Consider the following 19,499-nt stretch of genomic DNA (forward strand, 5'->3'; position numbering starts at 1 on the left):
CCTCGCCGTGCAAGGCTGGGACAGTTTGATCCGTCCGGCAATCGCCAGTACAAGCGACGGCATGGAACTCGGTATCATCGGCGCCGGTATCATGGGGGAACGCCTGTTGCGCGCCGCCCAAGGCCAATCCAGCATCCACATCGCCGGCATCTGGGACCCGGCGCCCGACACCCTCGCCCGCCTGGTCGCCGAACTCCCCGGCACCCCAACCCTGCCCTCGCCCGATTCCGTCATCGCCGCGGCCGATTGCGTCTACATCGCCTCCCCACCGGCCAGCCATCTCGGCCACGCCCGCGCCGCCCTGGCCGCCGGAAAGGCGGTGTTCTGCGAAAAGCCGCTCTCGGTCGACGTCGCCGACGGCAAACGCTTCCTCACCGAAACCGCCGGCAGCCGCATCGCGGTCAACTTCCCCTTCGCCTCATCTCTTGCCGTGGCGCAGCTCACCCACTGGCTTTCGGAAGGCGCCACCGGCACGCCCAACGCCCTGGCCATCACCGTCGCCTTCGCCACCTGGCCCCGCGGCTGGCAACACGCCGCCGCCTCCTGGCTGGACCGTCCGGAACAAGGCGGCTTCACGCGGGAGGTCGTCTCCCACTTCCTGTTCCTCGCCCGCCGCCTGTTCGGCCCGCTCACCCTCCGCGACGCCCACGCCGCCTTCCCCGATGCCGCCCGTAGCGAGCGCGCGATCACCGCCCGGCTGCAAGCCGGCACGCTCCCCGTCACCCTCACCGGCACGGTTGGCCAAACGCCCGAGGACGACCTCAACAGCTTCACCGTCTCCGGCCCCAACGGCTCCGTCCGCCTGCGCAACTGGGCCACGGCGGAGCGTCTGGCCGGGCAAGACTGGCAGCCGGACCCCAACGCCATCCCGCACGTCCAGGCCCGCCCGCTGGTCCTGCAACGCCAGTTGGAGTCGGTCGCCCGCATGACCCGCGGCGAGCCCCACCCCCTCGCCACCGCCACCGAAGCGTTCGAGGTACAGACGGTGGTCGAGGCAATCCTCCGGAGCTAGAGCAAAGTTCGTGCATCTTTCAGCACGAAATTTGCTCTAGCGACCCTACTTCGCGGCCGGCGTCTCGACGGCAGGCGCGGGCGTAATCTCGAACGTCGCGTTGACGTTGGCAAAGATCACCGGATTATTCGTCGCACGATTGCCCGCATTGCCGCCAATGGTCATCTGCACCAAGCGACAGCTTCCTTTCAGCGACGCGGCAAGCACGATGCACTCATGGTCAACGATGTCGTACAACGACCGGCTCGCCTCCGACATGGACCGGGTCAACTCACCATCCGCCATGTCCGGCTTCGTCGGATAGTTGATCTGGAAGTTGATCGAAACCGTCTGCTTATGGTCCGGATTCGGCCGCCCCGGCATCATCTGGGCCTGCACGACAGGCGCAACCAGCAAGGTGCCAAGAAGTACAATGCAAGCGAGTTTCATGCGAAGATCTGCCTCAATAAGGAGGCCATTCTCATAACACGAGACAGGCCCGGAGGCCAGGCCGCTAGCCCTGGTTGATCAGGTCGCGCACCTTCGCCGCCATCGCTTCCATCGAGAACGGCTTGGTCATCACCTGCATCCCCGGCTCCAGCATACCGCTGCCAATCACGGCGTTCTCGGCAAACCCGGTGATGAACAGCACCTTCAGCGTCGGCCGCCCGATTCGCGCCGCATCCGCCAGTTGCCGCCCGTTCATCCCGCCGGGCAGCCCCACATCCGTCACCAGCAGATCGATCCGCGCATCCGAATTCAGGATCTGCAACCCCGTGGCGCCATCGGCAGCCTCCACCGTGGCGTAGTTCAGCTCGTGCAGCACTTCGCCGATCAGCATGCGCACCGTCGGCTCGTCATCCACCACCAGCACCGTCTCGTGTGCCGGGGCATGCGGGGCGGCGTTGAGGTCACCGGTCATCGGCGCGACCTCCGCCTCGCCATCATGCCGGGGCAGATACAGCTTGATCGTCGTGCCCCGGTCCGGCTCGCTATAGATCCGCACCTGGCCGCCGCTCTGCCGGGCAAAACCGTAAACCATGGACAGGCCTAGCCCGGTGCCCTGCCCCAGCGGCTTGGTGGTGAAGAACGGATCGAACGCGCGCGCGATCACGTCCTGCGGCATGCCGCAGCCAGTGTCGGTCACGCTCATCACCACATACGGTCCCGGCGGCAGATCCGCCGCCCGAGCCGCACGCGCGTCCAAACTCGTGTTGGCAGCCTCGATCGTCAGATGTCCGCCCCCCGGCATCGCATCGCGTGCGTTGATGCACAAATTCAGCAATGCGTTCTCCAGCTGGTTCGGGTCGCACAACGTCGTCCACAACCCCGCCGCCCCAGTCACCTGCAAATCGATCAGCGGCCCAATGGTGCGGCGGACCAGATCCTCCATCCCGTGCATCAGCGGGTTCAGCGCGGTCGGCCGCGGGTCCAGCGTCTGCCGGCGCGAGAACGCCAGCAGCCGGTGCGTCAACGCCGCCGCCCGATCCGCCGCACCGCGGGCGGCCTGCACGTAGCGCGGCAGATCCGCCACCCGCCCTTGGCCCAGCCGCGTGCTCATCAACTCCAGGCTTCCCACGATCCCGGTCAGCAGGTTGTTGAAGTCATGCGCGATGCCGCCGGTCAGTTGCCCCACCGCCTCCATCTTCTGCGACTGCCGCAACTGCTCGGACGCCTCCAGCAATTCCGACGTCCGCGCCTGCACCGCGTCTTCCAGCGAGGCATTCAACCGCCGCAGCTCATCCTCCGCCCGCCGCCGCGCGATCGCCGCCAGCGTCCGCTCGGCCACGTTGCGCGCGAACGAGACCTCCTCCGCCGACCAGGCCCGGGGCGAGGCGCTATAGGCAAAGATGAGTGCAACCAATCGCCCCTGCTCGACCAACGGCAGGTTGATGAAGGCGCGGACCCCGGTCGCCTCCCACTTCGACAGCCAGGCCGCCGTGCGCGGATCGCTCGCCACGTCCTCGACCAGGACGTGATTGCCCTGCACCAGATCGTCGATGAACGACCCGTAGTCGCGCATCGTATGATCCCCCGCGATGCTAGGCAGCCCCGGCCGCACCCAGTCCCGCTCGACCGTGGCTAGCTCGTTGTCCGGCGTCATCAGGCTATAGCCGGCACGGTCCGCGCCAATCGTGGGGCCAATGATCTCCGCCGCCAGATAGGACATCTCGGCCGGGTCCTGCATGTCCCGCAGCCGGTCGCCCAAGTCCAGCAACGCCATGCGCCGCCGCTCGGCTTTCTGCCGATCCGTCACCTCTTGGAAAATCACGGCAAAGCGGTTGTCGTCCACCCGGTGCGCCCGGCCCTCATACCACCGGTCCAGCGCGCCGACCTGGCGCAGGAACGTGGCGGTGCGGCCGGTTTCCACCACCCGCGCCATCTCGTCGACCCACGCATCCTCGATCCCGGGCAGGATCTCGCGAATGGTGTGGCCCACCGCCGCATTCGGCAGCACGCCCATCATCCGCCCCCAGGCTGGGTTGACCTCCAGGTAACGCCAAGCCACCGCGCGGTCGCCCTCGCGCACCAATTCGCCGAGGATGAACCCCTCCTCCAACCGCTCGAACAGGCCGCGCCAATGTGCCTCGCTGCGCTGCAGGGCCTGGTCGGCCTCTTTGCGGTCGGTGATGTTGTTGAACAGCACGGCCACCCGCTCATCGCCCGGCTGGCCGACCCGGAACGCATGGACCTCATACCACCGGCCCAACGCCACGGCATGGTTCTCGAACCGCACGGCCTCACCGGTGGCGACGACGCGGCCATAGGTCTCGAACCAATACTGCTCGTGGTCCGGGATCAACTCGCGCACCCAACGCCCCACCGCATCGACCAGCCCGGTCTGCCGCTCGAACGCCGGGTTGACTTCGGCAAAGCGGTAATCGTTCGGCTGGCCCGCCGCATCGTAGCCCAATTCGATCACGCAGAACCCGGCGTCGATCGCCTCGAACAGCGTCCGATACCGCGCCTCGCTCTGCGCCATGCGCTGGCCGGCGAGGTGCTGTTCCGTCCGGTCCCGCAGCACCTTCACCAGGCCCACCACCACTCCGGTGTCATCGCGCAACGGCATCATCTCGCCACTGGCCCAAAACCGCTCGCCACCCTTGCGCACATGCCAGCGCTCGTCCGCGGCCCGCCCGGTCGACAAGGCCGTGGCCCGCTCGTCCTCCATCGCGCCCGCCCGGCTGTCCTCCGGGGTGAAGATCCGCTCCGCGTTCTGTCCCAGCATCTCCGCCTCGGACCAGCCCAGGATCGCCTCGGCCCCGGCATTCCAGCCGTTGATCGCCCCCTCCAGATCCGTGCTGAAGATGGCGAAGTCGGTGGCGCTGTTCAGTGTCTGCCGCCGCAGCGCCTCGCTCCGCGACCGCGCCGTCAGCAACGCGTCCCGATCCGACACGGCGCGACGCAGCGCGATCTGGCTGCTCACCTGCGCCGCCAGTGTCTTCAGCACGAAGCGCTGCTGCTCGCTCAGCCCCTCGGCATGCGGCTTCGTGTCGATGACGCAGAGCGCACCGATCGGCAGCCCCTCCGCCTGCAGCGGCGCCCCGGCATAGAACCGGATCCCGGGCTGCCCAGTCACCAGCGGGTTGTCCGCGAACAATGGGTCAACAGTGGCGTCGGGCACCACCAGCCCGTCCGGCGCCAACATCGCATGCGGGCAGAACGCAATGCTGCGCGGCATCTCCCGCGCGTCCAAGCCGATCTGCGACTTGCCGAACTGCCGGTCCCTCGCCACCAGATGGATCGCCGCCATCGGCATGCCCAGCATATCCGCCGCCAGCCGCACCAGATCGTCGAACGCCTGCTCCGGCGGCGTGTCCAACAGCCCGGTCCGGTCGAGCGCGGCAAGGCGCTCATCCTCAATCCAGGGCATGGGCTCGAATTCTGGCGAGGACATTGGGCGGCCTTATAGGCTCGGCACCCCCCGCCAAGCAATTATGGTGACGTCAGCCCTCGATCGGCAGCCCGGTATAATTCTCCGCCAGGACCGTCTGCGCCGCCTGCGACGACACCAGATAGTCGAAATCCGCCCGCTGGATGCGACGCGAAAACCCGTCACTCTCCGGGAAGGCATGCAGCAGCGTGGTCATCCACCACGAAAACCGCTCCGCCTTCCAAATCCGCCGCAACACCCTGGCGGAGTAGTGGTCGATCCCCGCAGCCGAGTTGCCCCGGTAATGATCGGCAAACGCCTCGAACAAACAGCGCACGTCGCTCATCGCGAGGTTCAGCCCCTTGGCCCCGGTCGGCGGCACGATATGCGCGGCATCCCCGGCCAGGAACAACCGGCCGAACCGCAGCGGCTCCACCACGACGCTGCGCAGCGGCGCCACCGATTTCTCGATCGACACGCCTTGCTGCAGCGCCGCCGCAGCCGCCGGGCTCAGCCGCCGTCGCAATTCCGCGTAGAACCGGTCGTCCGGCCACGCCTCCACGCTCTCCTCAATGCGGCATTGCAGGTAATACCGGCTGCGCGTCGCCGACCGCATCGAGCACAGGGCGAACCCCCGCGCATGATGCGCATAGATCAACTCATCCGCGACCGGCGGCTTATCCACCAACACGCCCAGCCACCCGAACGGATACACCCGCTCGAACACCGTCAGCGCACTCGGCGGAATACTGGCACGCGACACGCCATGAAACCCGTCGCACCCGGCGATGAAATCGCAGGCCAGCTCGTGCGTCCGCCCATCTTTCACATAGGTCACGCGCGGCGCGCCACCCACATCGTGCAGCGCCACGTCCGCTGCCTCATACACCGTCGCCGCCCCGGACTGCGCCCGCAGCGCCATCAAATCCCGCGTCACCTCCGTCTGGCCATACACCATGACGGAGCGCCCGGTGAGCGCGGCCAGATCGATGCGATGGGTATCCCCGTCGAACGACAGTTCGATGCCGGTATGCGGCAACCCCTCCGCCAGCATCCGCGCCCCGGCGCCGCTGTCACGCAACAGATCGACCGTGCCCTGCTCCAGCACCCCCGCGCGAATACGCTGCAGCACGTAGCCGGGCGACTGCCGTTCCAGGATGAGGCTGTCGATCCCCTCCCGCCCCAGCAGATGCCCCAGCATCAACCCGGCCGGCCCGGCGCCTATGATCGCAACCTTGGTGCGCATTGTATCGGCTCCGTTCCAGCCTCTCCCCGCGCCCTTGATGACCGCTGCGCCACACGTTGCAAAGCGAAAGCTTTGCCGCCAGCAGCCCCTGACACAGGCATCGCGCCGGATCGGGTGCGCCCGGCCAATCTTGTCGTTTTAGCCGCACCGATCTACAAAACGCGATGGCACGCCCGCGGGAATTCGACGACACCACAGTGCTGGAGGCAGCAATGCACTGCTTCTGGGCCCAGGGCTATCAGGCGACCTCGGTCCGCGACCTGGCAGACCACATGGGCATCACCGGGGCCAGCCTCTATAACGCGTTCGGCGACAAACGGTCGCTCTATCGCAAGGCGCTGGACCATTACCTGGAACAAAGCGTCCACGACCGGGTCGCCCGCCTGGGCAAACTGCCGCCGATGCAGGCCTTGCACGCCTTCTTCGGCGAAATCGTCGAACGCTCCGCCACCGACGGCAAACGACGCGGCTGCCTGCTGGTCAACGCCGCCCTGGAAATGGCCCCCTACGACGAAGAGTTCCGCGATGTCGTCGTGCAGGAGATGGCGATGCTGGAGGCCTTCTTCCAACGCTGCATCACCGCTGGGCAGGCCGACGGCACCATCACCACCCGCCAACCCGCCGGGGCGTTGGCGAAACTCCTGCTGAGCCTGCTACTGGGCGTCCGCGTGCTGGCCCGTACCCGACCACAACGCCCCGTGCTGCAGGGCGCCGTCGACGGCGCATTGGGTATGCTGGCGGCGTAGGCTACACCTCAGACGGGGCGGCAATCCGCATCAGGCTGGCCAGCGCCGCGAACGCCGCGAACCCGGCGCCCACCAGCAAGGCCAGCGTCGCCCCATGCGCCGGGGTGATTTCGAAACACATCGCCACCAGCGCCGCGCCGATGGTCTGGCCCAGGATCCGCCCCGTCGCCAACAGCCCGCTGGCACTGCCGCTGCGATGCGGCGGCGTGGCATCGATCATCGCCCGATTGTTCGGCGCGTTGAAGAAGCCGAACCCGATGCCGCACACCGCAGTCCGCCAGATGATCGCGAAATCGGACGAATGCGCCGGCAGCGTCGCCATCAGAAACACCCCCGCCGCCATCGCCGCCAGCCCGATACCGCCCAGAATGGCCGCCGGATACCGATCCGCCAACCGCCCCGCCAACGGCGAGATCACCACCACGCCGAGCGGCCATGGCGTCAGCAGAAACCCGGTGCTCACCTGGCTGAACCCCAGCGTGTTCTGCAACAGGAACGGCATCGCCACATAGGCCGCCCCTTGCGCCACGAAGCAGGCGACCGCGCTGGCCACCGACAGCGCGAACAGCGGCAGCCGCAGCAGATCCACCGGCAACATCGGCGAGGTGATCGTCATCTGCCGCCGGATCAGCAGCGTGCCGATCACCGCCGTCCCGATCAGCTCCGCCGCCACCAGCACCGGCTGCTGCCCATGCGCCAACCCATCCAGGCCGCTGATGAACAGCCCGAACGTCGCCGCACTCAGCACCGCGCTGATCGCGTCGTACGAACTGGTGGTCGCCGTCTGCGGCAGCGCCCGCCAGGCCGCAAGCAGCGCAAACAGCCCGATCGGCACGTTCACCGCGAACAGCCAGGGCCAGTGCGCCACCGACAGGATGGCCGAGGCAATGGTCGGCCCAACCGCCGTGGCGACCGACCCCACCATGGCGTTCATCGCGATGCCGCTGCCCAATCTGCGCCGCGGAAAGATGAACCGGATCAGCGCCACGTTCACGCTCAGCATGCCCGCCGCACCCAAGCCCTGCAGCACGCGCGACACCGTCAGCACCGCCAAACTGCCCGACAGCGCGCACAGCAGCGACGCCACCACGAACAGCACCAGCCCGAAGATATGCACCCGGCGATACCCAAACACCTCCCCCAGCGAGGCCAGCGGCAACAGGGACATGGTGACCGCGAGCTGGTAGCTGTTCACCACCCAGATCGACTGCGCGTCCGTCACCTGCAGATCGCGCGCAATCGTCGGCAACGCGATATTGGCGATGGCACTGTCCAGCACCGCCATCACCAGCCCGATGGCCACGGCAATGACTGCCCACGCGAATTGCGCCGGCGCGACGCCGTCCGTGTCCTGGGTGTGGATCGATGTCATGTCATGCCTCTTCCAGCCCCGGCAGTGCTCACCAGGCCGGCACGAGAGCGATGCGAGGTTGGATGACCCGGCGGCCGGGTCAGTCCAGATAGTTCGGTTCGGTCCGGTCCAGGATCCGCTTCAGCGCGGCAAAATGGTAATCCGCCTCGCTCATCTTCAACCGCGTGCTCGGCGGCTTCGGCTCGCGCACCCGGGCGATCACCGCATCCGAGATGAAGCGGCGCGGTTTGTCGGTCCACATGCTGAACAACTGGGTGCGGCAGGCGCGCTCCAGGAAATACAGCCGGTGATAGGCCTGGGCCACGTTCTTGCCGGTGACGATCACGCCATGATTGGCCAGCATCAGGATCGGCTTGTCGCCCATCACCCGGGCCATCCGCTCACCCTCCGCCTGGTCGTCGGCGAAGCCGTTGTAGTCGTTGTCGTAGGCAACCTTGTCCAGGAAATACAGCGCCGCCTGGCCCGTCATCTCGATCGTCATGTCCGCCAGCTGCGCCAGCGCCGTGGCGTATGGCATGTGAGTGTGCAGCACGCAGGCGGCATTGGGCACGATGCGATGGATCGGCGCGTGGATGCAGATGGCGGACAAATCGGCCACCCCGCTGCCGGCCACGACCTCGCCAGCATGCGACACCTCGATCAGGTTGCTGGCCGTCACCTCGGACCAATGCAGGCCGAATTCGTTCAGGTAGAACCGGTCCGCGTCGCCGGGCTTCATCAGCGTGAAGTGGTTGTCGACGCCCTCGTGGAAATCATGCAACACGGCGATGCGGTGCGCCGCGGCCATGTCGACCCGGGCCTGGCGGCGCTCATCATCCAGACCATCGAATGCCGGCTGCGTCATCACGTTCATGTCGGATCTCCTGAACTCGCTGCAAAAAGCCCGACCCGGGCCCGCCAAGTCAAGGCCGATGGCGCCCTCCGGGCACGCATTTTGCTAACCTTTGCTGTCGCGACCCCCGCCTGAGCAGCGCAACGAGAGGACTTGGACTTGCAACTCCCCCACACGGCCGACGCCATCCAGGCCGCCCCCGGCATCACCGTCCGCCAGGTGGCGCCGAGCTTCGCTGCCGAGGTGGCCGGCGTGCCGATCCATGGCGATGTCGGCGAGGCGCAGTTGGACACGCTGGTCGACCTGCTGCACCGCTTTCGTGTGCTCATCGTTCCCGAAATCGCTGTCACACCAGGCGACCTGGTCGCGTTCAGCCGGCGGCTCGGGCCATTGGAAATCCACTCCAACATCGAAAACACCCTGCGCGACCACCGCGAAGTCTTCTGCGTCGGCAACGTCCAGCGCGACGGGATGAAGGCGTCCTTCTCCACCGGGGTCGAGCAATGGCACGCCGATAGTTCGTTCCGCGAGGTCCCCAGCGACGTCTCGCTATTCTACGGCGAAATCGTGCCGCCCGAGGGCGCACAGACCATGTTCGCCGACGCCACCGCCGCCTACGACGCGCTGGACGACGCTACAAAGGCCCGCATCGACGGCCTGCGCGCCGTGCATTCGCTCGAAACCCTGCATGAATGGAGCCTGCCGTTCAACCCGGGCCGCGCCCCGTTCTCGGCCGAAAAGCGCGCCATGTGGCCACCGATCAGCCAGGATCTGGTGCGCACCCACCCGGTCACCGGTGCCAAGTCGCTCTATTTGTGCCCGTCCGTCATCAGTCATATCGAAGGCATGGACCGCGCCGCCAGCCAGGTCCTGATCGCCGAACTGATGGCGCACACCGACGCACCGCGCTTCGTCTACAGCCACGCCTGGCGCAGGGGCGATCTGGTGATCTGGGACAACCGCGCCGTGCTGCACACCGCCAGCCTGTTCGACGCATCGCGCTACCAACGGCTGATGTATCGCACCACGGTCGAAGGCAACTCTGTCGGCGCCCGAGCGGCCTAAACCAGCAGCGCCCGGCCCGTTTTGGGCTGGGCAAACGCCGGCTAGACCGTGACGTTCAGGCCGCTGCTGCTTGCGTTGTCGGCCGTGACCTTGGCGTCCGCCACGTCCGCCGCCGCCTGGGCAGTCTGCTCAGCCGTCTGGTCCGCCTTGATCGTGGCGGCCTTCGCCTTGGCCGCCTCGTCCGTCTGCAACTGCGCCGCCGCCTTGGTGGCCGCCGCATCCGCCGTCTTGGCCGCCGCCTCGTCCGTGGTCAGCGTCGACGACGAACTGGATGACGAAGACGACGACCTCGTAGCCGACAATGCGACCGTGGAACCCGATGAAACCGACCCGATTCCGCTCATGCTAATCTCCTAAACGCTGATTGAGGTGCTGGTGCTGGATTGCGCCGCCGACTGCGTTGCCTGCGACGAATAGCTTTGGATGGCGTCCGCAAGCTGGCTCAGCAGGAGATCGCTCTGCGACGCCGTGCTGGTGCTGCTCGTACTACTGGCGCTGCTGCTGGCCGTGCTGCTGAACGGGTCCTGCGCCGTGCTGCTCGACGACCCGGCAGACTGGTCCGGCGGCGGACCATGATGCCCGCCATGATGCCCCTTATGCGCCTCACCCGCCGCCTGCGTGCCACTCGCGCCCGACGAACCATCCGTCAGGCTGCTGATCAACGACGTCAGATCCGACGCGATGTTGGACGCGCTGGACGTGCTGCTGCTGCTCGCCGTCGATGCGGCATCGATCGACGTGTCGCCCGTCGCGACCGCACTCGTCGCCGTGGCGCTCGCGGCAGTGCCGCTGGTCGCCGTGCTGCTGGTCGCCGTGCTGCTGCTGGCGGACGTGTCACCCGATTGCAGATTGACTAGGAACGCCTGCAGATCGCTGATCAGCTTCGAAGCGGAGCTGGACACATCCGTGCTGGTGGCGCTCGTATCGCTGCTCGCGTCGGTGGCGCTGCTATCATCGGCGCTGGGCGGCGGCCCGGGCGGTGGCGGCGGCGGAAACGACGCAAGGCTGGTGGTGCTACTGGACGACGTAGACGACGCGCTACTGGCGTCCTGCGCTGCCCGCTGTTGCTGCAAGGCCTGCCATTGCGAGATGGCACTGGATGAACTGGAAACCGATCCAACTGACATATTAACTATTCCGAATGGCGTGGGAACTAAGCCCACACGTCACTGCAATAGGGGTGCCAGAATAAATAATGTGTTTATTCAATGCCCGGCGCCGCATCAGCCCCGGCACATTCTGCCGGGCGGCAATCCGGGCCTAGGTCACATTTGCCGGGGCGACCCGCAACGCCCGCTCCCCACGCAGCTGCCACAGATAGGTGCCACTGGCGAGCACGACGAACAGCGCCATCAGAAACGTCATCACCAACGCCGGATGATGCAACGGCTCCAGCAACGCCACGGAGGCACTCGCGACCGCCCCCGTCACCATCTGCACGCACCGCATGATGCCGGATGCAGCGCCCGCCACTTGCGGCAGATTATGCATCGCCTCGTGGTTGGTGGATGGTGCGATCAGCCCGAAACAGAAGATAACCAGCCCCATCAGCGGCATCAGCGTGTAGGTGTAGACCACGCCCATCGCCACCAGCCCCAACGCCCCCAGCGCACTGGCGAACATCAGGGCCAACCCGAACGACAGCACCTTGCGCGATGACACGGCCCGCTTGCTCAGCCGCCCGCTGATCAACGAGCCCACCAGCACCCCGCAGGATGTCGCCCCGAACAGCAGCGAAAACGCCGATCCGCCCAGCCCCAGCGTCCCCATCACCACGCCGGGCGACCCCGAAATATAGCTGAACATGCACGCGAACCCGAGCGCGTAGACCAGACAAAACCCGCGAAACGGCCGGTCGGACAGCACCATGCCATAGCTGCGCACCAGATGCGTCGGCGAGACCGAGCGGCGGCGTTCCACCGGCAGCGATTCCGTCAACCCGATCGCCGTCAGACCCAGCAGGATCAACCCGCTGAGCGCCTGCAGCGCGTAGATGCTGCGCCAATCGCCGATCGCCATCACCCAGGCGCCGAACACCGGGGCCACCATCGGCGCAATGCCCAGCACCGCCGTCACCTGCGACAGGCGATGCCGGGCGGTCGCACCCTCGAACAGGTCGCGCACCACGGCGAACGGCACGATGGCACAGCACCCCGCCGCAAGGCCCTGCACCATTCGCACCGCCAGCAACGCGTGGAACGATGGCGCCAGCGCGCAGCCAGTCGCGGCAATGCTGAACACGCCGAGCCCCACCAGCAACGTCCAGCGCCGGCCGAACCGGTCCGCCAAAGGCCCGCATATGATCGGCGAGATCGCGAACCCGACCAGGAACAGGCTCAGTGTCAGCGGCCCGCGCCCGGCCGCATCGGCGAACGTCGCCTCGATGGCCGGGATCCCCGGCAGACCCATATCGATCGATAACGGCGGCAACGCGCAGACGGCACCAAGGAAAAGCGTGAAGAGCAAGCTGTCTCGCTTCAGTGCCACCGCGCCCGCTCCCTCACGATTTGGTCCGGTCGGTCCACCCGCCACCCAACGCCTTATACAATGTCACCAGGTTCTGCTGTTCCGCCAGCCGCAGGCTCACCAGGTTCAGCTGCGCCCCGAACAGCGAGCTTTGCGCCACCAATTCATTGAGGTACGTGTCCACCCCGGCATTTACCCGCAACTGCGAGATATTGAAGAACCGCGTATCCGCAGCCACCAGCTTGGTCTGCGCATCCACCTGCCGCGTGTACGTCGCCCGCGCCGCCAGCGCGTCGGCCACGTCGTGGAACGCCGACTGGATCGCCTTCTCGTAATTCGCGATCTCGATCCGCTTCTGCAGCTTGGCGTAATCCAAATTCGCGAAGTTCGACCCGGCGTCGAAGATCGGCACGCTAATCTGCGGCTGGAACAGCCAGGATGCCGTCCCCGCCCCAAACAAACTGCCCAGCGTCCCACTGGTCGTGCCGCCACTGCCCGTCAGCACGACGGAGGGGAAGAACGCCGCCCGCGCCGCACCGATATTGGCATTGGCCGCCAGCAGCGTGTGCTCCGCCGCGCGGATATCCGGCCGCCGGGTCAGCAGGTCGGACGGCAGCCCCGCCGGCAGCACCGGGAAGACCGACTTATCCCCCAGTCCGGCCTGCGCCATCATCCGCGTCTGCAAATCGGGCGGCAGCGGTGCCCCCACCAGCAGCACGATCTGGTCCAAATCCTGCGCCGCCTGCCGCGTATACTGTTCCAGACTCGCCTGCGCCGTCCGCAACGTCGATTCCGCCTGAGCCACGTCCGACGCCGTGCCGCTGCCCTGCGATAGGATCAGCCTTTCCAAATCGTACGACCGCTGCTGCGCCTTCGCCGTATCCGTCGACACCCGGATCGCATCCCGGTCCGCCAGCCACGCCAGGTAGTACGACGCCACGCTCGCCACCAGGCCGATCTGCGTGCTCAACTGCGTTTCGGCCGAGCTCAGGTATCGCTCCTGCGCCTGCCGGCTGAGGCTGCGCAGCCGGCCGAACACATCCAGTTCGTACGACGCCGCACCCAGGCCCAGGCTGTAGGCGTTGATGTGCAACGCCCCCGACGACCCGGTCGCACCCGCTGGCTCCCGCTCGAAATCCCCACTCGCCGTGGCATCGATGGTCGGGAACAGGCTCGCATGCTGGATGCGATACTGCGCCTCCGCCGCCGACACGTTCAACGCCGCCACCCGCAGGTCGCGGTTGTTCTCCAGCGACAGCGTAATCAGGTCCTGCATCACTGGATCGGTGAAAAAATCCCGCCAGCCCAGCGACGCGGCGGGCACTCCCGCAACATTGCCCGGCACCGACCCCGGGCCACCAAACGCCGGGCCAGACGGATAGCTGTCGCTCACCGGCAGCCCCGGCCTGAAATAATCCGGGATCAGCGTGCAGCCGGATAGCGACGCCAACAGAGCCGAAGCCACGAGAACACGGCGCATGATCATGCCTTCGCCTCGATCGCGGGCTGGTCGGGTGCAGCGGCGTGCTTTGGCCGCGGCTTCACCCGGAACACGCCCAACACGGTCACGAAGAACACCGGCACGAAGAACACCGCCAGCAGCGTCGCCGTGACCATGCCGCCCACCACCGCCGTGCCGATCGCGATCCGGCTGGCCGCACCCGCGCCGGATGCGATCGCCAGCGGAAACACACCGCAGACGAAGGCGAGCGACGTCATCAGGATCGGCCGCAACCGCTCCCGCGCCGCCTGCAGTGCCGCATCGCGCAGGCTGGCGCCCTCATCGAAGAACTCCTTGGCAAATTCCACGATCAGGATCGCGTTCTTCACCGCCAGCCCCACCGTGGTCAGCAGCCCCACCTGGAAATACACGTCGTTATCCAGCCCACGGCCCCAGGTGGCCAACACCGCCCCCAGCACGCCCAGCGGCGCCACCATCACCACCGCGAACGGGATCGGCCAGCTTTCATACAGCGCCGCCAGGCAGAACAGGATGACGATCGCCGAGATCGAATACAGCGCCGTCGTCTGCGACCCGGCCTGCTGCTGCTCGTAGCTCAGCCCGGTCCACTCGATGCCCACCCCCGCCGGCAATTTACTGGCGATGTCCTGCATCGCCGTCATCGCCGTGCCAGTGCTGCCGCCCGGCCCCGGGCTGCCCTGGATTTCGAACGACGTCTCGCCGTTATACCCCTCCACCTTCTGCGGCCCCACCAGCCATTTCCCGCTGGCGATGGCGGAAAACGGCACCAGCGTTCCGCTGGAGTTGCGCAGGTACCATTTGCCGATATCGTCCGGCAACATGCGGGCATTGGCCTCGCCCTGCACGTACACCTGCTTCACCCGGCCCTCCCGCATGAACTGGTTCACGTAGGTGGACCCGAGCGCGCCCTGGATCAGCGTGTTGATGTCGGCATTGGCCACGCCCAGCGCGTTCGCCTTGTTGTTGTCGATCACCAGCTGATACTGCGGCGCGTCCTCCAACCCGTTGGGCCGCACCGCCGCCACCCGATGGTCCTGCGCCGCCATCCCCAACAACTGGTTGCGCGCCGCCAGCAACTTGGCATGCCCCAAATTCGCCCGGTCCACCAACTCCATGTCGAAGCCGGACGCATTGCCCAGTTCCATCACCGCCGGCGGCTGAAACGCGAAGATCATCGCCGCACGGGACCCCGCGAAATGCGCCATCAGCCGCCCTGCGATCGCCGCCCCCGATTGCGACGCCAGCGGCCGCACCGACCAATCCTTCAGGCTGATCGCCAGGAACCCGGCATTCTGACCCTGCCCGCCGAAATTGAACCCCACCACCGAGAAGGCGGACACGACATTGTCCTTCTCCGTCTTCAGCAAATAGTCGACGACGTCCTTGTTCACCTCCGCCGTCTGCTCCGCCGTGCTGCCCGCCGGCAGCGCCACCTGGCCGAACAACAACGCCTGGTCCTCATCCGGCAGGAACCCCGACGGGATCCGGGTGAACATGTACCCCATCGCCGCCACGATCAGCACGAACGCCAGCATCGACCAGATCGACCCGCCGATCATCCGCCCCACACCGCCCACATAGCCGCGGTTCAGCCCATCGAACCCGCGGTTGAACCAGCGGAACGGCCCCCGCTTGGCCGCCCCATGGCTCGGCTTCAGCAACGTCGCGCACAGCGCCGGCGTCAGGATCAACGCCACCAGCACCGACAGCACCATCGCCGACACGATCGTGACCGAGAACTGGCGGTAGATCACGCCCGTCGACCCACCCAGGAACGCCATCGGCAGGAACACCGCCGACAGCACCAGCGCGATGCCCACCAGCGCGCCCGAAATCTGCTCCATCGATTTGCGCGTGGCGTCCCGGGGGGACAGCTTCTCCTCCGCCATCACGCGCTCGACGTTCTCCACCACCACGATCGCGTCATCCACCAACAACCCGACCGCCAGCACCATGGCCAACATGGTCAATGTGTTGATGCTGTAGCCCAGCACCGCCAGCACCCCGAACGTGCCCAACAGCACGATCGGCACCGCGATCGTCGGGATCAGCGTGGCACGGAAATTCTGCAGGAAGATATACATCACCACGAAGACGAGCACGATTGCCTCGATCAGCGTCTTCACCACCTCGGTGATCGACAGGGTGATGAACGGCTCGGTATCCAGCGGATAAACCACTTGCAAACCCGGCGGAAAGAACGCCTGCAGCGTCTTCAACTCCGCGCGCACCGAGTTTTCGGTCGAAAGCTGGTTCGCACCCGGCGCCAGCTTCAGCGCGATGCCCGCCGCCGGCTGGTTGTTGTACGCCGACGTGATGGAGTAGGTCTGCGCCCCCAACTCTACCCGCGCCACATCCTTCAGCAGCACCTGGGACCCGTTGGTGCTGACCTTCAGTAGCAGGTTCTCGAACTCTTCCTTCGTCTCGTACCGCGTCGGCCCGATGATGGTCGCGTCCAACCGCTGGCCCGGCGTGCTCGGCAGCCCACCCACTTCGCCCGACGAGACCTGGATGTTCTGCGCCGTAATGGCGGCTACCACGTCGCCCACCGTCAGCGCGTATTTGTACAGCTTGCCCGGGTCCATCCAGATCCGCATCGCATACTCGGACCCGAACAGCGTGAAGTCGCCCACCCCCGTCACCCGCGTCAGCGGATCCTGGATGTTGGAGGCGATGTAGTCCGAAATATCCTGGTTGTTCATGCTGCCATCGGTGGAGATGAAACCCACGACCATCATGAAGTTCTTCGTCGCCTTGGTGACGCGAATGCCCTGCTGCGTCACCTCCGCCGGCAACGTCGCCTCCGCCAGCGACAGCTTATTCTGCACCTGCACCTGCGCGATGTTCACGTCCGTGCCCTGCTTGAACGTCAGGTCGATCTCCATCGACCCACTGGCCTGCGCGGTGGAGGCGATATACTCCAACCCGTCCAACCCGTTCATCTGCTGCTCGATCGGCCGCACCACCGTATCGGCCACCGTCTGCGCCGAAGCGCCCGGATACGTCACCGTCACCGCAATCTGCGGCGGCGCGATCGTCGGATATTGCGCGATCGGCAGCTGGAAGATCTCCACCCCGCCGACCAGCATCAGAATGAGCCCGATGACCCAGGCAAAGACCGGGCGATCAATGAAAAACGCTGACATCGCCTCGCGCCCCTACTTCACCGGCTCGGCCGGCGCCCCAGGCTTATCGGGTACCCCAGGCTTATCGGGTGCTGCCGGCTTGTCGGGGTCCACCTCCGTCGGCTTCACCGTCGCACCCGGCCGTGCCTTCTGCAGGCCGTCCACCACCACGCGGTCCCCCGCCGACAGCCCGCTCGTCACCATCCATTTGTCGCCGAACGCGCGCCCCGTCTGCACGATCTTCAGCGAAACCTTGTTGTCCTTGCCCACCAGCAGCACCGTCGGGTCGCCATGCGAGTTGTGCGAAACCCCAACCTGCGGCACCAGGAACGCGTTGTCGTCCTTGCCCTCCTGCAACTCCGCCCGCACATACAGCCCCGGCAGCAGTAACCGATCCGGGTTCGGGAAGATCGCCCGCAACAGCACCGTCCCCGTCGTCTGGTCGACGTTCACCTCGGAGAATTGCAGCGTGCCCGGCGTCGCATACTTCGTGCCGTCATCCAGCACCAAATTCACCTGCGCCTGGTTCGGGCCGGAGGTCTGCAGCTTGCCCGCCGCCATCTCCTGCCGCAGCCGCAGCAACGTGGTGCTCGGCTGCGTCACGTCCACGTAGATCGGATCCAACTGCGTCACCGTCGCCAGCACCTGGGTCTGGTTCGCCGTCACCAGCGCACCCGGCGTCACCGTCGAGCGCCCGATCCGCCCGCTGATCGGCGCCTGCACCTTGGTGTAGGCCAGGTTGATCCGCGCCTGCTCGATGGCGGCCTTCGCGGTGGCAATGTCCGCCACCGCCTCCGCCGCCGCTGCCGTCGCATCGTCGGCATCCTGCCGGCTGACCGCCTGCGCCGCGGCCAGCGGCTTGAACCGCGCCGCCTTCGCCCGTGCCGTCGCCAGCGCCGCCTGGTTGTGCGCCAGCGTGGCAACCGCGCTGTCATACGTCGCCTGGTAGGTCGACGGATCGATCTGATAAAGCTGCTGCCCCTCTTTCACGTCCGCACCCTCGGTGAAGATCCGCTTGTAGATCAGCCCGTTCACCTGCGGCCGGACATCGGCGGTCAGGAAGGCGGAGGTTCGGCCGGGTAGCTCTGTCGTCAGATTTACCGACTGCGGCTTCACCGTCATCACCCCAACCTCGGCCGGCGGCGGCGGCGGGGGCGCCGCCTTCTTCTCGTCGCAGCCACTCAAAATCGACCCGGCGGCAAAGAGAAGCGGCAGCGCAAGACGCAATGGGTTTGCCATTCGAGGTATCCGATCCGGCGTGAGGGGGATGCCGATACAAACGGCGTCATTACGAGTTATCCCTGACGGTAGTCGAAAACCGTCAGAGTTCGAATCAACTAAATGTTAGGTGACGCAATGCTTCAGGAGGTTGAGTTGCGCCTTCACCCGGCGTTCGTGGTCCGCACGATCGAATTTGCGCATCATCAGCGGATCCAATGCTGTGATCAGGCAGTCATATAACGCAGATGCGGCAGCACCGGCCTCAACCGGTCCGGCGACATCGTGCGCCAGCTGAAAAGCGCCACTTTTGACGCCATCGCGTAATAAATCTTCAGTGGTATTTAGCACAAACTGATAGTAATCCAAGACAAACTGCCAGCGATTTTTCTTGGCAATTGCTTGCAGCTGCAGAATGTCTTTCTCGTTTTCGAGATGATCACGCAAATGCCGGAGTGTCGCCAGATACAACACTTCAATCCGCGACCAATCATCTGGCGCTCGCTCGATCTCCCGCGCAATCCGATGTTTCAGCGTGGTGAGCTGAAGTTCACCCACCGCCTCCAGGATCGCGTCGCGGGACGGGAAAAAGTTGTAGATATTGGTCGACGACATCCCCAACTCGCGCGCGATATCCGCCACGCTCGTCTTGATCGGCCCAAACCGCGCAAACAGCTGCTGCGCCGCCAGCAGGATCGCCTGCCGTGTCTCGTCCTTCGTGCCCATGATGTTCCCGACGCCTGACGGCAGACATAGATCGTCAGACGTCTATGTCAATCGAAACGTTTGGCCTCGCTCGAAACCGCTTGACAGCCGAAAATCACAAGACATATCGTAAGACATGATTTATGAACAACGCTGCGCCCGCTTCTCCCACGCCATCCTCCACGCCATTGGCCACCGCAGAGGCGGCGGCTTCGGGCGCGGCGGTGGCGGCTTCGGCCGGGGCTTCATGGGCGGCGACGGCATGCCCGGCAGCCGCCGCCTCAGCTCCGCCGATCTGCAACTCATCCTGCTGGCCCTGCTCGCCGAACAACCCGCCCACGGCTACGAACTCATCCGCATGCTGGAGGAACGGTCC

15 protein-coding genes and 1 pseudogene are annotated in these 19,499 nt (G+C 66.1%); 4 read left to right on the plus strand and 12 right to left on the minus strand.

The genetic code is table 11. The annotated features are described in order from the left end of the window. The first annotated feature begins 25 nt into the window (after window positions 1-25). Window positions 26-1,012: a Gfo/Idh/MocA family protein gene (locus tag GSQ76_RS05575; protein WP_254070256.1), complete on the plus strand. Its 987-nt coding sequence runs from the start codon at window positions 26-28 to the stop codon at window positions 1,010-1,012. Window positions 1,013-1,057: 45 nt separating this feature from the next. Here GSQ76_RS05575 and GSQ76_RS05580 read toward each other — a convergent pair whose 3' ends face one another. The 3 genes from GSQ76_RS05580 to pobA all read right to left on the minus strand — a co-directional run bounded on the left by GSQ76_RS05580 (window position 1,058) and on the right by pobA (window position 6,111). Further along, the gene (locus tag GSQ76_RS05580) at window positions 1,058-1,441 is read right to left on the minus strand and encodes a hypothetical protein (protein WP_158742920.1); all 384 of its coding nucleotides are present in this window, start codon (window positions 1,439-1,441) and stop codon (window positions 1,058-1,060) included. Between the two features lie 64 nt (window positions 1,442-1,505). Continuing rightward, entirely contained in the window at window positions 1,506-4,865 is a 3,360-nt protein-coding gene (locus tag GSQ76_RS05585) for a PAS domain S-box protein (RefSeq protein WP_158742921.1), read from the minus strand. Between the two features lie 73 nt (window positions 4,866-4,938). Then, on the minus strand, window positions 4,939-6,111 hold the full coding sequence (gene pobA, locus GSQ76_RS05590) for a 4-hydroxybenzoate 3-monooxygenase (RefSeq protein ID WP_158742922.1): 1,173 nt from the start codon (window positions 6,109-6,111) through the stop codon (window positions 4,939-4,941). Window positions 6,112-6,275: 164 nt separating this feature from the next. On the opposite strand from pobA, the gene GSQ76_RS05595 reads away from it, so the two are divergent. Continuing rightward, on the plus strand, window positions 6,276-6,857 hold the full coding sequence (locus tag GSQ76_RS05595) for a TetR/AcrR family transcriptional regulator (RefSeq protein ID WP_158742923.1): 582 nt from the start codon (window positions 6,276-6,278) through the stop codon (window positions 6,855-6,857). Between the two features lies 1 nt (window position 6,858). Here the strand turns inward: GSQ76_RS05595 and GSQ76_RS05600 are convergent, their stop codons facing one another. Together GSQ76_RS05600 and GSQ76_RS05605 are read right to left on the minus strand one after the other, a co-directional pair. Next, on the minus strand, window positions 6,859-8,229 hold the full coding sequence (locus tag GSQ76_RS05600) for an MFS transporter (RefSeq protein WP_158742924.1): 1,371 nt from the start codon (window positions 8,227-8,229) through the stop codon (window positions 6,859-6,861). 79 nt (window positions 8,230-8,308) lie between these two features. Continuing rightward, window positions 8,309-9,082: a class II aldolase/adducin family protein gene (locus tag GSQ76_RS05605; RefSeq protein ID WP_158742925.1), complete on the minus strand. Its 774-nt coding sequence runs from the start codon at window positions 9,080-9,082 to the stop codon at window positions 8,309-8,311. A gap of 138 nt (window positions 9,083-9,220) precedes the next feature. Between GSQ76_RS05605 and GSQ76_RS05610 the strand changes: the two genes are divergently transcribed. After that, the gene (locus GSQ76_RS05610; protein WP_158742926.1) at window positions 9,221-10,126 is read left to right on the plus strand and encodes a TauD/TfdA family dioxygenase; all 906 of its coding nucleotides are present in this window, start codon (window positions 9,221-9,223) and stop codon (window positions 10,124-10,126) included. 41 nt (window positions 10,127-10,167) lie between these two features. Here GSQ76_RS05610 and GSQ76_RS05615 read toward each other — a convergent pair whose 3' ends face one another. The 7 genes from GSQ76_RS05615 to GSQ76_RS05645 all read right to left on the minus strand — a co-directional run bounded on the left by GSQ76_RS05615 (window position 10,168) and on the right by GSQ76_RS05645 (window position 19,144). Beyond that, the gene (locus GSQ76_RS05615) at window positions 10,168-10,470 is read right to left on the minus strand and encodes a hypothetical protein (RefSeq protein WP_158742927.1); all 303 of its coding nucleotides are present in this window, start codon (window positions 10,468-10,470) and stop codon (window positions 10,168-10,170) included. 9 nt (window positions 10,471-10,479) lie between these two features. Then, window positions 10,480-11,253, minus strand: coding sequence for a hypothetical protein (locus GSQ76_RS05620; RefSeq protein WP_158742928.1), 774 nt, complete (start codon window positions 11,251-11,253; stop codon window positions 10,480-10,482). A gap of 133 nt (window positions 11,254-11,386) precedes the next feature. Further along, complete coding sequence (locus GSQ76_RS05625) at window positions 11,387-12,613, minus strand: multidrug effflux MFS transporter (protein WP_158742929.1); 1,227 nt, start codon at window positions 12,611-12,613, stop codon at window positions 11,387-11,389. Window positions 12,614-12,626: 13 nt separating this feature from the next. After that, window positions 12,627-14,072, minus strand: a complete 1,446-nt coding sequence (locus GSQ76_RS05630; RefSeq protein WP_158742930.1) for an efflux transporter outer membrane subunit — start codon at window positions 14,070-14,072, stop codon at window positions 12,627-12,629. A gap of 2 nt (window positions 14,073-14,074) precedes the next feature. Continuing rightward, window positions 14,075-17,221 carry an efflux RND transporter permease subunit gene (locus GSQ76_RS05635; protein ID WP_158742931.1) on the minus strand — a complete coding sequence of 1,049 codons (3,147 nt, stop codon included), beginning with the start codon at window positions 17,219-17,221 and terminating at the stop codon, window positions 14,075-14,077. Window positions 17,222-17,233: 12 nt separating this feature from the next. Further along, the gene (locus GSQ76_RS05640) at window positions 17,234-18,439 is read right to left on the minus strand and encodes an efflux RND transporter periplasmic adaptor subunit (RefSeq protein WP_158742932.1); all 1,206 of its coding nucleotides are present in this window, start codon (window positions 18,437-18,439) and stop codon (window positions 17,234-17,236) included. A gap of 105 nt (window positions 18,440-18,544) precedes the next feature. Continuing rightward, window positions 18,545-19,144, minus strand: a complete 600-nt coding sequence (locus GSQ76_RS05645) for a TetR/AcrR family transcriptional regulator (RefSeq protein ID WP_158742933.1) — start codon at window positions 19,142-19,144, stop codon at window positions 18,545-18,547. A 115-nt stretch (window positions 19,145-19,259) separates the two neighbouring features. Here GSQ76_RS05645 and GSQ76_RS31655 point away from each other — a divergent pair. Then, window positions 19,260-19,499: pseudogene (locus tag GSQ76_RS31655) on the plus strand (hypothetical protein); the annotation flags it as partial.

Source organism: Acidisphaera sp. L21 (genome assembly GCF_009765685.1).
Taxonomy (GTDB): domain Bacteria; phylum Pseudomonadota; class Alphaproteobacteria; order Acetobacterales; family Acetobacteraceae; genus LMUY01.

Excerpts from the sequence above, each read along its gene's own strand:
- GSQ76_RS05580 (WP_158742920.1), bottom strand. The coding sequence starts at position 1,441 with ATGAAACTCGCTTGCATTGTACTTCTTGGCACCTTGCTGGTTGCGCCT.
- GSQ76_RS05585 (WP_158742921.1), bottom strand. The coding sequence starts at position 4,865 with ATGCCCTGGATTGAGGATGAGCGCCTTGCCGCGCTCGACCGGACCGGG.
- pobA (WP_158742922.1), bottom strand. The coding sequence starts at position 6,111 with ATGCGCACCAAGGTTGCGATCATAGGCGCCGGGCCGGCCGGGTTGATG.
- GSQ76_RS05595 (WP_158742923.1), top strand. The coding sequence starts at position 6,276 with ATGGCACGCCCGCGGGAATTCGACGACACCACAGTGCTGGAGGCAGCA.
- GSQ76_RS05600 (WP_158742924.1), bottom strand. The coding sequence starts at position 8,229 with ATGACATCGATCCACACCCAGGACACGGACGGCGTCGCGCCGGCGCAA.
- GSQ76_RS05605 (WP_158742925.1), bottom strand. The coding sequence starts at position 9,082 with ATGAACGTGATGACGCAGCCGGCATTCGATGGTCTGGATGATGAGCGC.
- GSQ76_RS05615 (WP_158742927.1), bottom strand. The coding sequence starts at position 10,470 with ATGAGCGGAATCGGGTCGGTTTCATCGGGTTCCACGGTCGCATTGTCG.
- GSQ76_RS05620 (WP_158742928.1), bottom strand. The coding sequence starts at position 11,253 with ATGTCAGTTGGATCGGTTTCCAGTTCATCCAGTGCCATCTCGCAATGG.
- GSQ76_RS05630 (WP_158742930.1), bottom strand. The coding sequence starts at position 14,072 with ATGCGCCGTGTTCTCGTGGCTTCGGCTCTGTTGGCGTCGCTATCCGGC.
- GSQ76_RS05635 (WP_158742931.1), bottom strand. The coding sequence starts at position 17,221 with ATGTCAGCGTTTTTCATTGATCGCCCGGTCTTTGCCTGGGTCATCGGG.
- GSQ76_RS05640 (WP_158742932.1), bottom strand. The coding sequence starts at position 18,439 with ATGGCAAACCCATTGCGTCTTGCGCTGCCGCTTCTCTTTGCCGCCGGG.
- GSQ76_RS05645 (WP_158742933.1), bottom strand. The coding sequence starts at position 19,144 with ATGGGCACGAAGGACGAGACACGGCAGGCGATCCTGCTGGCGGCGCAG.